Here is a 12,181-nt window from a genome sequence, read left to right on the forward strand (position 1 = left end):
GGCAGGCCGACGCGGGACCGGCAGGTCAGCGCGGACCGGCAGGCCGGCGCGGGACCGGCAGGTCAGCGCGGACCGGCAGGCCGGCGCGGGACCGGCAGATCAACGCGATACCGGCAGATCAACGCGGGACCGAGCGGGCAGCCCTGCCGACGGGCACGCGGACAGCCGTGCCAGCGGGCAGTGGCGCGGGTCTTGTGGGCAGGCAGTGTGACGGTTCAGGCGGGTCGGCCCGACCCGGAGAGAAGGGCGCGGGTCGCTTCCCAACCCTCGAAGGCTGGGTCGAGCGTGGCCAGGTCAGCTGGGCCACGCAGTCGTCGCCAGCCCGCGGTGACCGCCACGTCACCCGGGCGCGGCGCGTTGGCGCGCGCCTCAGCCGGCGTAGCCGTGTCCAGTTCCAGCGTCGGTAGCCAGTCCGGCGCGGGCAGTCGTACCGCGACTCCGAGCAGGCCGGGGCCGCCGCCCTCGACCGGAGCCACCGCGACAGATCGGGTGGTGAGTGGGCGGAGCAGCTTGCCAACGGTCAGGGCGGGCAGGTCAGGCACGTCACTGACCAGCACGGCCGCCTGGTCGTACCCCTCCAGCGCGGCGAACACGGCGTTCGGCGTCGGCTCGGCCACCTCGTACACCGCCGTGCCGGGCCACACCAGCGCATCGGCCAGAGCCCGGTCGGCCGGGGTCACCGCGACCGCGATCTCCACCTCGTTGAGCGTGGCTAGCAGGTCGATGACGTCTTCCGCGAGAGCCGCTCGCCACTCCGCCAGGTCCACGCCGGGCGGCGACCAGTGCACCGGCCCGAGCAACGCCACCACCACCCGTCGCGCCATCCCCCGACCCTAGCGCCCCATCCCGCACGCTCACCCCACCCGACCCAACCCCCGGCTCGACGAATTGATCGACTAGGCCTCCTCGGGCATGATCGACTCGGCTTCATTGAAGTCGCGGTGTCCCGCCGACCTCGATAGCGCGGTTTCCAGGAACACGAGTGGATCTAGGCCGATCACGCGCCTCAGACGGCGGCCGGCGCTCGAAGAGCGCCGGGGCGGCGCCTGAAGGGTTCGACGCGCTCCGCCAGCGGCTCGGCGGCGCGTTTGGATCAGGTGGGGAGCGGGGCGCAGGAGGCGGCGGCTACGCCTTCTAGGTAGCCGCGGGCGCGTTCTGCCTTGGGATAGCGACCGACCAACGCCCAGAACCGGGCGTTGTGGCTGGGCACGATGAGGTGCGCCAACTCGTGGAGCAACACGTAGTCGATCACCCATTCGGGCATCTCTTGGACGCGGTGCGAGATTCGGATGCTGCGGTCCGCCGGCGTGCAGGAGCCCCACCGGCCATTCTGGTTGGTCACCCATCGGACGCTGGCCGGCAGCGCCTTCGTGCCGTACCCGGCGAGGTAGAGGTCGATGAGGCGGTTGGCGCGGGCCAGCAGCTCGGCGTCGGAGCGGGCGAGGCGGCCCTCCCGGGCGGCGAGCCGGGCGAGCATCCGGTCAACCCACTCGCTCTCCTCGGCGCGGGAGAACTGGTCGGGGATGAGGACGACAACTCGCTCACCGTCACGGTACGCGGACACCGTGCGTCGTCGGCGCTGGCTGCGCCGCACCTCGACGACCGGCTTACGCGTCCCCGCCATCACTGGCCCGCGCAGCCTCGACTACGTGTCACGAAGGAAAGCTAATGCGTACTGACCAGGGGTCCGCAAGAGTCAACCGCACGACACGCGCCCAGAAAATGGTGATTGGTCGCCAGGCGTCCCGAAAATTTCTTGACCGCAGCGCCATCGCGCCATCTCGTCACCCTTCGTGAACGCCGATGGCGCCGGCACGCGGCACCTCCCCACCGTAGGTGATCACCGCCCCGGATGCCGCCGCGGGGGCTCTCGCACGGGTGCGCGGGGGCACTCGCACGGGTGGCTGTCAGGGTTTGGTCGGCGTGTCCCCGCCAAACTGACTTATCCGACCTATTTCGCCATGCACACTCTCGACGTCGACTTGCTCACAGTGTCGATGCACAGCTGACATGGAACTGCCCAGACCTGGGTAGGGTCCGCGAACCAGCGGTCACGAAGGTGGCCGCGGAGTGAGACCCAGCGCCGGCGCCCCGTGTGGCCCGCCGCCGGGCACCCCGCCGGAACGGCATTGACCGGCGGACGAGACGAGGAGGGCATCGTGGCCGACCAGGCCCAGACGACCTACAACGGTTACTGCGTCAAGTGCAAGGAGAAGCGGGACTTCGAGGGGCACGTCGAGGTCTCGAAGACCGGAATGAACATGGCCAAGGGCAAGTGTCCGGTATGCGGAACAACAGTGAACCGCATCCTGGGCAAGGCCAAGGTCTGACCCGAACGAGCGAACGGGGGTGGGGTGGCCACCGGCCACCCCACCCCCGTTGCCAATCGGAAGTGCGGTGCCACAGGCGTCGGTAGCCCTGTCGGGTGACCGACAACAGGGGCGGCGGGCTGTGGAAAACCCGTCAAACCCTGTGGATAACGCTGGACAGCGGCCCGACCACCTGTGGACAACGATCGACCGAACGCGAAGATGCGGTCACGATTCGTGACTATGAGCCGCAGCGCACTCCCCCGCCCCACCCTGCTACCCGGCCTCAGTCGGCTCTGGCGGGACCGGCACACACTCCAGCTCGGCGTCGGCCCCGGGCCGGCCGTCCTGGTGGAATTGGCCAACCCCCGCGCCGCCCACCTGCTCGACCTGCTCGACGGCACCCGCAGCGAGCGCACCGTGCTGGCCCAGGCGGCGACCGCCCGGGTCAGCGCCGACGACGTACGTACCCTGCTCGACACCCTGCGGGCCGCCGGCCTTCTGGTGCCCGCGCACAGCCTGCTCCCCCGCGACCTGACCGGCCCGGTCCGTGCCCGGCTCGCAGCCGAGGCCGGCGCGCTGGCCCTGGCCGCAGCCCGACTGCCCGGCACCCCCGCGCAGGTCCTGCGTCGGCGACGGGCGGCCCGGGTCCTGCTCACCGGCGCCGGAGGGCTCGGCGGGCCGCTGACTGTGGCGCTTGCCCAGTCCGGCGTGGGGCAGGTGATTCCCCAGCTCACCGGCTCGGTACGTCCCGTTGACCTGATCGGCACGGGCATCCCCGCCACCGAACTGGGTCGCCCGCTGGCACCGGCGGTGCGGGCTGCGGTCAACCGCGTCGCACCGGGCACCGGCACCCACCCGAGCCGCGCAGGCCGGATCGACCTGGTGATCCAGCTCGGCACGGACCGGCCTCCCGCGCTGCTCGCCGCCGGTCTCGCCCAGCGTCGGCAGCCGCACCTGCTGGTCACGCTCCGCGAAGGCGTACCGGTGATCGGGCCGATGGTCCGGCCACCCGCCGGGCCCTGCCTGCACTGCGTCGAGCTGCACCGGGCCGATCGCGACCCGGACTGGCCACGGCTCGCCGCTCAACTCGCCGCGGCCGACCCGGTGGCCGCCGGAACGACCGGCACGCTGCTCGTCGCCTGCGGGTACGCGTTGGCCGAGGCGCTGACGCAGCTGGACGGAGGTCAGCCGGAGACGCTGGGCGGCGCCGTGGAGATCACCGGTGCCGGCCGTTTCCGTCGTCGGGGTTGGCCGCCGCACCCGGCGTGTGGGTGCTCGCGAGGCCGAGTGTCGGCACCAGCCCGGCCGCAGAGCAGCAGCGGGGCCCTCCGGTCGGTAACAATGACCGGGTGACCGACATCCCGCGCCGCGCCGTGTCCCGCACCGCCAAGCTTGCCGCCCTGCCGCTCGGCTTCGCCGGCCGGACCGTTCTCGGGATGGGAAAGCGCGTCACCGGGCTCGCCTCCGACGTGATCTCCGCGGAGATTCAGCAGCGCACCGCCGAGCAGCTGTTCAGCGTGTTGGGCCAGCTCAAGGGCGGGGCGATGAAATTCGGCCAGGCGCTGTCGGTCTTCGAGGCCGCGTTGCCGGAGGAGATCGCCGCGCCCTACCGGCAGGCGCTGACGAAGCTGCAGGAGGCGGCGCCACCGCTGCCCGCCGCCAGCGTGCACAAGGTGCTGGCCGAGCAGCTCGGTCCCGACTGGCGGGACCTGTTCGTCGAGTTCAACGACGTCCCGGCCGCCGCCGCCAGCATCGGCCAGGTGCACCGGGCGCGCTGGCGCGAGCCGGGGTTCGACGAGTCGGGCGCACCGCACAGCCGGGACGTGGCGGTCAAGATCCAGTATCCGGGGGCCGGTGACGCCCTGCTCGCCGACCTCAAGCAGCTGTCCCGACTGGGCGGGATGTTCCGGGCCATCCAGCCCGGCCTGGACGTCAAGCCACTCCTGGCCGAGCTGCGCGAACGGATCACCGAGGAATTGGACTACGAGTTGGAGGCCGAGTCGCAGCGCACCTTCGCCGCCGCGTACGCCGACGACCCGGAGATCTACATCCCGGAGGTGGTGAACGCCTCGCCCCGGGTACTGGTCACCGAGTGGGTGACGGGCACCCCGCTGGCCGACATCATCCGCGAGGGCACCGAGGAGGATCGGGACGAGGCGGGGCGGTTGATGGCCACCCTGCACCTCTCCGCGCCGCAGCGGGCTGGGCTGCTGCACGCCGACCCGCACCCGGGAAACTTCCGACTGCTGGCCGACGGCCGGCTCGGGGTGATCGACTTTGGTGCGGTGGCCCGGATGCCGGAGGGCACCCCGGAGCCGATCGGTCGTATCGCCGCGATGGCCCTGCGCGGCGATGCCGACGAGGTCGTGGCGGGGCTGCGGTCGGAGGGGTTCATCGGCTCGGCCGATGAGATCGACGCCGAGGGCGTGCTCGACTTCATCCGCCCCATGCTGGAGCCCATCGCGGCGGACGGCTTCCGATTCACCCGAGCCTGGCTGCGAGCGGAAGCGGGGCGACTGGCCAGCCCTCGCTCCCCCACGTACCAGCTGAGCAGGCAGCTCAACCTGCCCCCGTCGTACCTGCTGATCCACCGGGTGACGCTCGGGTCGATCGGGGTGCTCTGCCAGTTGGAGGCGAAGGCCCCCTACCGGAGCATCCTGGAGCGCTGGCTGCCCGGTTTCGCCCCGGTCGCCTGACAGCGCCGAGACTCTAACGGCCTGACAGCGCCGAGGCCCGAACGACCGGACAGTGCCGGGGCCCGAGCGGCCAATGACGTGAGGAAGGGCGGGTGCCGGTCGGCACCCGCCCTTCTGCGTGGGGTGGTACTAGAGAGCGCCCAGGTCGCGGGCCGCGTGGTTGCGGCCGGTCATGGCGACGGTACGGGCGGATCGGGTTGCCTCAGTGCTCGTGGTGATACGACCGGCCTGAGGCCGGCGCATTCGAGCCCGGGTCAACGCTTCGTGGAGTAGTTGCATCTCGAAGGCTCCACTGGGAAGGTTCAACATCGTTTTCTCGCTCACTGCCGGTGTGACACCGGCGTCGTTGGGACGGGTCGGGAACATGTCAGGCTGCCAGCCGGACCGCACCACGCACCTCGGACAGCCCACTGGCTGCCAGGCGCGCCTCGGCCTCGACCCGAAGCTCGGCGTCACGGGCGACGTCCTCCTTACGCGGACGGCCACGGGGCCGCTTACGCGGGACAACCGCGCCACGCTCGAAGATCTCGCCGCCCCAGACGCCCCACGGCTCCGCTCGCTCAACGGCTCCGGCCAGGCACTCGACACGCAGCGGGCAGTCCCCACAGAGTGACTTGGCCAGCTCGAGCTCGGTGGGCGAGTCGGAGAACCACAGGTCGGGGTCGAACTTCCGGCAGGGCAGGTTCGCCTCCATCTCGACGCTCATGTCGAGGGGGGCCAACGCCAGACTCATCTCCCGGTCACCTCTCTCTCACTTCGATCTCGTGGATCGCATTCCGACGTACTTACGGCGGGCAAAAAACTGAGGCCGCGGATCCCGGTAAGCGGGTTCCGCGGCCTCGAGGTGAGCCGGAGTCTGATGGTCAGACCGGTTTACCTCGAGGTGGAACGCCGCGGACATCCATGCGCTTCTTGACGACCCGGATGCCATTGCCCGTGAAGCCACTGGTCCCCTCGACTCCAGCGGGCGCGACAGTCAGGATCAGCTCGGCCTGAACCTGGTGCACCTGCGGAACCGACGGTCGTGCAGCCGCGAGGGCCACCCGGACAGCCGACAGCGGAGCGCAGACAGACGGCATCGCCGCCAGACGCTCATAGGTGAAGATCTTCACGGGTGCCACCTCCCTCACGTTCCTCGAATCGACTGGACCGCCCCCGTGAGCAGCCGGAATGGCGCCGCTCGCGTGGTGTGTCCTGAGGCTATTCCTCGCCCCGGGGCGAGGGCAAACGAATTTACGACGAGATTTCGAAAGTTTTCTCCGGGCAGACATCGTCCACCCCGGCACCAGCCACGAGGGCCAGCACCGACTCCCCGTAGAGGCCCAGCTTGCGAGGGCCGATACCGGCGATGGCGATCAGCTCCTCCGACCGGCCCGGTCGCCGCTCGGCCAACGCGATCAGCGTCGCGTCGGTGAAGACCACGTAGGCCGGGACCTTCTGCGCACCGGCTACCCGCTGCCGCCACTCGCGCAACCGTTCGTGCAGCTCATCGTCTATGTCGGACGGGCAGGTGGGGCAGCGGCCGAGTTTACGGTCCGGGCCGGCGAGCAGGGTGGCGCCGCAGATCCGGCAGGAGACGATCTGGGTTCGCCGTCGCTCGGGACGGCGGGCCGGACCGGTGCCGCCGGTCGCCCGTTCGGTGCCGCCGGAGCGGTCCAGTTGGGGCAGGAACCGCGACGGCCGCCGGGCCCGTCCGCCCGGCGAGCGCGCGGCGGCGTACGACAGCCAGAGCCACTCCCGGGCGCGGGTGATCCCGACGTAGAGCAGCCGGCGTTCCTCCTCGACCTGCTCGACGGTCTTGGCGTATGTGGTGGGCAGGGTGCCTTCGGCGAGGCCGACCAGGAAGACCGCGTCCCACTCCAACCCCTTGGCCGAGTGCAGGGACGCCAGCGTCACGCCGTCCACCGTCGGCACGTGCTGCTGGGCGGCCCGGCGCGCCAGCTCCTCGGTGAAGTCGGTGAGGGTGACCGGGCGCTCCACCGAGGCGGCCTCGCCGATCGGCACGACCTCGGGGGTGGCCGCGTACTCCTCGGCGAGCTGGACCAGCGCGGACAGCGCCTCCCATCGCTCGCGGGCGGCGCCGCCGGCCGGGGGCGCGTCCGGGGCCCAGCCGACGGCGGTGAGCGCCTCGACGACGGCGGCCGGCAGCGGTGTCCCCCCCGGGATCGAGCGGGTGGCGGCACGCAGCGCGACCATCGCCTGGCGCACCTCGGCCCGTTCGAAGAACCGCTCCGCGCCTTGTACGACGTACGGCACCCCGGCCTCGGTGAGCGCCTTCTCGTACGCCTCGGACTGCGCGTTGACGCGGAACAGCACGGCGATCTCCTTCGCCGGCGTGCCCGCGTCGATCAGCGAGCGGCAGCGCGCGGCCACCGCATTCGCCTCGGCTGGCTCGTCGGTGAAGATCCGCAGGTCCGGCTCGGGGCCGGGTGGGCGCTGCCCGCTCAACTCCAGCCGCAGGCGCGCCTCGGTGCCCCGGGCCTGGGAGATCACCGCGTTGGCCAGCCCGACCACCTGCGGGGTGGAGCGGTAGTCACGGACCAGCCGGACCACTGTGGCGCGGCGGTGTCGGCGGGGGAAGTCGACCAGGTACGCGGAGGTCGCCCCGGTGAACGAGTAGATCGTCTGGCTGGCGTCGCCGACCACTGTCAGGTCGTCGCGGCCGCCCAGCCAGGCGTCCAGCAGCCGCTGCTGGAGTGGGTTGACGTCCTGGTACTCGTCGACCACGAAGTGCCGGTACTGGCCACGGACCTGCTCTCCGACATCCGGGTGCTCCTCGATGCCCCACACCGCGGCCCGCAGCATGTCCTCGAAGTCGATCACACCGTTCGAACGTTTGAGCTGCTCGTACGCGGTGAACACGTCGGCGACCTTCGTCGGCTCGTGCGGTGTGTCGCGCAGCGCCCGGGCCGCGGCGACCACGTAGTCCGTCGGCTCGACCAGCGACGACTTCGCCCACTCGATCTCGCCGGCCAGATCGCGGGCGGCGGCCCGGTCGGTACGCAGGCCGACCCGGACGGCGGCGAGGGTGACCAGTCGGACCTTGCTGTCCAGCAGTTCGGGCATGGCGCGGCCGGCCAGCAGTCGGGGCGCGAAGTAGCGCACCTGGCGCAGCGCGGCGGCGTGGAAGGTCCGTGCCTGCACACCGCCCACCCCGAGGACGGTGAGCCGACTCCGCATCTCGGCGGCGGCGCGGGCGGTGAAGGTGACAGCGAGCACGTGCCGGGGGGAGATCTCACCGGAGAGCGCCCGGTGGGCGATGCGGGAGGTGATCGCCCGGGTCTTGCCGGTGCCGGCTCCGGCCAGGATGCAGACCGGGCCGGCGGGTGCGGTCACCGCGGAGCGCTGCTCCGGGTCCAGCCCGGCGAGCACCTGTTCCGACGCTGAGTGAACCCCCACAACCAGGAATCATCTCAGCTACCCCGAGCGTTGCAGCGAACAGCCTCGGCTTGATCCGCAAGCCGGTGGCCGGAGGAGTTGGAGGGTCCGACCATGTTGACGATGTATTCCACCCCCTGGTGCGGCTACTGCCACCGGCTGAAGTCGCAGCTCGACCGGGAAGGCATCGGCTACGAGGTGGTCGACATCGAGCAGGACCCGAAGGCCGCGGAGTTCGTGATGAGCGTCAACGGCGGCAACCAGACGGTGCCGACGCTGCGCTTCGCCGACGGCAGTGCCCTGACGAATCCCTCGATCACTCAGGTCAAGCAGCACCTAGAGACGCTCAACGCCTGATCTGCCGGTTCATTCTCGGTGCGCGGCCGCCCCGTCGTGTCCGGAGCGGGTCACGGCGGCGACGGTCGGTGGGTACCGGAAGCTCGGATCGGTCGGTGTCCTCGACTGGTCGACGGGGTGCCGGGATCCTCGGGCGGGTGGGCGGCGTCGGCGGACGGGCCCCGGTCGGCGCGCTCAGGTGCCGGCCCCGCCACAGGTAGCTGCCGGCGGCCAGGGTGGCCACCCCGACCAGCGCGAACAGCAGCCGGTAGTCCAGGAACCCGACCAGCAGGGCACCCGCCCCGATGGAGAACGCCTGCGGCCCGCTGACCACCGCCTGGGTTGCGGCGGCGACCCGACCGACCAGCGAGGGCGGGGTACGCCGCTGAATCAGCGTGTGCAACCCGACCATCGTCAGCGGGAGCGAGACCCCGGCCAGCAGCACCGCCGCGAACCCGAGCCGCAGATCGGGGTACGAGAGCGCGAGCGCGGCCGGCGCGAAGAAGGCGACCCCGGCGGCCAGCGTGCCGACCTCTCCGAGCCGGCGGACCAGCGTCGGTGAGCAGAGCCCACCGAGCAACCCGCCCACACCCTGCACGGTGACCAGGACGCCCACGAACGCGGCATCCCGGTTCAGCCCCTGGTCGACGTAGGCGAAGATGAGCGACTCGCTGAAGCCCATCACCAGTGATCCGAGCCCGTAGCCGAGCAGGGCCCGCCGCAGGGCCGGCTCGCCGGCCAGGTGCCGCAGGCCGGCGCCCAGTTCGGCCGGCCACCGCAGCCGTACGGCCGGCGGCAGCTGCTGCGGGGTGGGCAGGGCGGTCACCACCGCCGCCGCGGTCAGAAATCCGATCATGCCGATTCCGGCCAGCGCCCATCCGCCGAGCGCCGCGTAGAGCGCCGCGCCCACCAGCGGGCCGACAAGTCGTATCCCCTGACGTACGGTCTGGAGCACGCCGTTCGCCTCGGCCAGCAGCTCGACCGGCACCATCTCGCGGATGAGCCCACTGAGCGCCGCGCCGAGCGTGATGGACGAGAGTCCGTACAGGGCGGCCACCAGGTAGACGATCCAGACGTCGCCCGCGTCGCGGACGGTGAACAGCGGGGCGAGCAGGGCCGCGGTCACCACGTTCGCGGCCACGAAGAACGGCCGGCGCGGGTAGCGGTCGACGACCCAGCCGACAAGCGGTGCCAGCGTCATCGGCGCGATGACGGCGAAGATCGTGGCACCGGCCAACCCGTTCGAGCCAGTCAGATCCTTGACCCAGATGGCGAGTGCGAGCAGCAGGATCGACTCGGCGGTCATGCTGGCCAGCAGGCCGCCGAAGAGCAGGCGGAAGTCGGGTCGGCGCAGGATCGTGCGCATGGGTCCCTCCGGCGGGATGGCGTGCCCAGATGGGCGACGTCGACGGGCCGCGACCGCGGGTCCGTCGTCAGCCGGCATTCCCGTGGTCCGATTTTCGCAAGACACGCCCTCGCCGGAACCTCCGACACTGGCCGCGCCGTCCATACTGACCGTGGGGGCCGAATTTCATACAGTTACCGTCGCGTCTGCGGCGGTCGACGGGAAAGAGGACACTGTGCCTCCTGCCGCACCCAGCCCAATTCTGCGTCGTCGCCGGTTGGGCATCGAGCTGCGCCGCCTACGTGAGGCCGCGGGCCTCACCGGCGATCAGGTCATCGAGCGTATCGGTTGGGCCTCCGCGTCCAAACTGTCCCGCTTGGAGAACGGCCGCAGCCGACCGGACCCGCAGGACGTCGGCGACCTGCTCGACCTCTATGGCGCCGACCAGGCGCTGCACGACGAGCTGCTGGGCATCACCAACGAGGCCGGCGACATGCGCGGCTGGTTGAAGAACTTCCCGGTGATGACGCAGCAACAGCGCGGCTGGGCCGAGTTGGAGGCGGGCTGCGCGGAGATCTCCGAGTACAACCCGGTGCTGGTGCCGGGCCTGTTGCAGACCCCCGGGTACGCCCAGCTCAGGATCGTGTCGGCCCGGCAGGTCGCCGCGGGGGCGGGCGAGCCGGAACCCGGCGACGAGCCGGACACCGAGGTGCAGGCGCGGCTGGCCCGCCAGTCGCTGCTGACCCGGGAACCGCACGCTCCCCGCTACACCGCCGTGTTGGAGGAGGCGGCTCTCGGCCGCCGGGCCGGGCCGCCGGAGGTGCTGCACGAGCAGCTGCTCCAACTCTGCGAGCTGGCGCTGCTGCCGAACGTGGCCCTGCACGTGCTGCCCCGGGACACCCAGATCGGCAACTGGTTCCTTCCGCCGACCGCCTTCTCGGTCTATCGGTTCGCCGATCCCCTCGATCCGGAGACATTGGCCATCGAAGGTGGCTTCACCGACGTCATGTCGACCGAGTCAATCACGCTAAATCGCTATAAAGTGGTGTTCGAGTGGCTATGCACGGCGGCACTTGACACCTCGGACACCCTCTCCTGGCTGATCGAGGCGACGGGACGGCTGACCGAGGCGACGCCCCCATCCACAGTGGCGTTCGGGCCGGCAACGGCGCCGACCCAACGCCGCAGGGAATCAGGGCGACTGACGGACCGGTGATCCACGGGGGACCCTCCGTCGGGGCGTGCGGCACCACTCGTCCCATCGGATCACTGCACATCAGGAGCAGAACCATGAACGACATTCGCAACACGCCGTCCGCCTCCGCCCACTCGTTGGCGGACGCCCCGTGGCGTACCAGCACCCGCAGCCAGACCTCCAACTGCGTGGAGGTCGCCCCGCTCGCCACCGGCCCGTCGGCGGTCGCCCTGCGCGACAGCAAGGACCGAGGCGGCCCTGTGCTGCTGTTCAACCGCGCGGGGTGGCTCGGCTTCATCACCGGAGCGAAGAAGGGCCAGTTCGATCTGAACTGATCCGGTGACCGGGTACGGGGCCGTCGGCGCACTGCCGGCGGCCCCGTCGCGTCACACCCGCCGGCCCCGTCGCGGTACGACCCGCCGACCCCGCTGAGCAGCCATCCGCCAATCGGACGAGGCTCGAAACCGATAGGCGCGTTTCAGTTGCTGGGACGAACACGCGGCGTAACATGACCCTCGAGTACATGGAACTTCCACACTGGCTCTTCCGTAGCGGTTCATCCGGAGACCCTCATGCGGTTCCTGATCGTTCGCACCGACATCCGCGCCGTCGCTGACGGGGACATCGCCGCTGCCTGGGCGGACGGCCACCGACTTCGCGACGAAACGACAGCGCCCGAGCCGCGACGGCAGATCGTGCACGCCGAGGACCGGGACGCCGCACTGCTGTTGGCCCGCGCCCTGGCCACGGTCGGCGCGGTCCGCGCCGGCAAGCAACGGGTCAAGGTCCTGCCGCTGGTCGAGCCACGGCCCGCCTTCCGACACAGACCGGGCCGCACCGGCACCTGAATCCACAGGTCGTCCGTCGTGGTCGGACCGGCTCCCCCGCCGCGTTTATCGCACCCACCGACCACGACGGC

13 protein-coding genes are annotated in these 12,181 nt (G+C 71.1%); 7 read left to right on the plus strand and 6 right to left on the minus strand.

Annotated elements, in window-relative coordinates; all coding sequences use genetic code 11:
- Positions 1-215: 215 nt before the first annotated feature.
- Entirely contained in the window at positions 216-824 is a 609-nt protein-coding gene (locus ABZU74_RS17455; RefSeq protein ID WP_355424426.1) for a hypothetical protein, read from the minus strand.
- A gap of 269 nt (positions 825-1,093) precedes the next feature.
- Positions 1,094-1,624 (minus strand): M48 family metallopeptidase, encoded by a 531-nt coding sequence (locus tag ABZU74_RS17460; RefSeq protein ID WP_355424428.1) that lies wholly within the window; start codon positions 1,622-1,624, stop codon positions 1,094-1,096.
- A 535-nt stretch (positions 1,625-2,159) separates the two neighbouring features.
- On the opposite strand from ABZU74_RS17460, the gene ABZU74_RS17465 reads away from it, so the two are divergent.
- From ABZU74_RS17465 to ABZU74_RS17475, 3 genes are all read left to right on the plus strand, one after another.
- Complete coding sequence (locus ABZU74_RS17465) at positions 2,160-2,330, plus strand: DUF5679 domain-containing protein (protein ID WP_167457767.1); 171 nt, start codon at positions 2,160-2,162, stop codon at positions 2,328-2,330.
- Between the two features lie 222 nt (positions 2,331-2,552).
- Positions 2,553-3,665 carry a TOMM precursor leader peptide-binding protein gene (locus ABZU74_RS17470; RefSeq protein WP_355424431.1) on the plus strand — a complete coding sequence of 371 codons (1,113 nt, stop codon included), beginning with the start codon at positions 2,553-2,555 and terminating at the stop codon, positions 3,663-3,665.
- The gene (locus ABZU74_RS17475) at positions 3,662-5,008 is read left to right on the plus strand and encodes an AarF/ABC1/UbiB kinase family protein (protein WP_355424433.1); all 1,347 of its coding nucleotides are present in this window, start codon (positions 3,662-3,664) and stop codon (positions 5,006-5,008) included. Before ABZU74_RS17470 ends, ABZU74_RS17475 begins: the two co-directional genes overlap by 4 nt.
- A gap of 367 nt (positions 5,009-5,375) precedes the next feature.
- On the opposite strand, the gene ABZU74_RS17480 is transcribed toward ABZU74_RS17475, so the two are convergent.
- From ABZU74_RS17480 to ABZU74_RS17490, 3 genes are all read right to left on the minus strand, one after another.
- Entirely contained in the window at positions 5,376-5,741 is a 366-nt protein-coding gene (locus tag ABZU74_RS17480) for a WhiB family transcriptional regulator (protein WP_030490434.1), read from the minus strand.
- A gap of 130 nt (positions 5,742-5,871) precedes the next feature.
- Positions 5,872-6,120, minus strand: a complete 249-nt coding sequence (locus ABZU74_RS17485) for a hypothetical protein (protein WP_355424436.1) — start codon at positions 6,118-6,120, stop codon at positions 5,872-5,874.
- Positions 6,121-6,241: 121 nt separating this feature from the next.
- A complete protein-coding gene (locus ABZU74_RS17490; RefSeq protein WP_355424439.1) occupies positions 6,242-8,407 on the minus strand; it encodes an ATP-dependent DNA helicase UvrD2 in 2,166 nt (721 codons plus the stop codon).
- A 93-nt stretch (positions 8,408-8,500) separates the two neighbouring features.
- On the opposite strand from ABZU74_RS17490, the gene ABZU74_RS17495 reads away from it, so the two are divergent.
- Entirely contained in the window at positions 8,501-8,743 is a 243-nt protein-coding gene (locus ABZU74_RS17495; RefSeq protein WP_030337579.1) for a mycoredoxin, read from the plus strand.
- Here ABZU74_RS17495 and ABZU74_RS17500 read toward each other — a convergent pair.
- Positions 8,733-10,088 carry an MFS transporter gene (locus tag ABZU74_RS17500; protein ID WP_355424442.1) on the minus strand — a complete coding sequence of 452 codons (1,356 nt, stop codon included), beginning with the start codon at positions 10,086-10,088 and terminating at the stop codon, positions 8,733-8,735. The genes ABZU74_RS17495 and ABZU74_RS17500 overlap by 11 nt on opposite strands.
- Before the next feature lie 214 nt (positions 10,089-10,302).
- On the opposite strand from ABZU74_RS17500, the gene ABZU74_RS17505 reads away from it, so the two are divergent.
- The 3 genes from ABZU74_RS17505 to ABZU74_RS17515 all read left to right on the plus strand — a co-directional run bounded on the left by ABZU74_RS17505 (position 10,303) and on the right by ABZU74_RS17515 (position 12,110).
- Positions 10,303-11,283, plus strand: coding sequence for a helix-turn-helix transcriptional regulator (locus ABZU74_RS17505; protein WP_355424445.1), 981 nt, complete (start codon positions 10,303-10,305; stop codon positions 11,281-11,283).
- A gap of 74 nt (positions 11,284-11,357) precedes the next feature.
- Positions 11,358-11,597, plus strand: coding sequence for a DUF397 domain-containing protein (locus ABZU74_RS17510; RefSeq protein WP_355424448.1), 240 nt, complete (start codon positions 11,358-11,360; stop codon positions 11,595-11,597).
- A gap of 237 nt (positions 11,598-11,834) precedes the next feature.
- Complete coding sequence (locus ABZU74_RS17515; protein ID WP_355424450.1) at positions 11,835-12,110, plus strand: hypothetical protein; 276 nt, start codon at positions 11,835-11,837, stop codon at positions 12,108-12,110.
- Positions 12,111-12,181: the final 71 nt, after the last annotated feature.

This window comes from Micromonospora sp. NPDC005171 (genome assembly GCF_040608575.1).
Taxonomy (GTDB): domain Bacteria; phylum Actinomycetota; class Actinomycetes; order Mycobacteriales; family Micromonosporaceae; genus Micromonospora.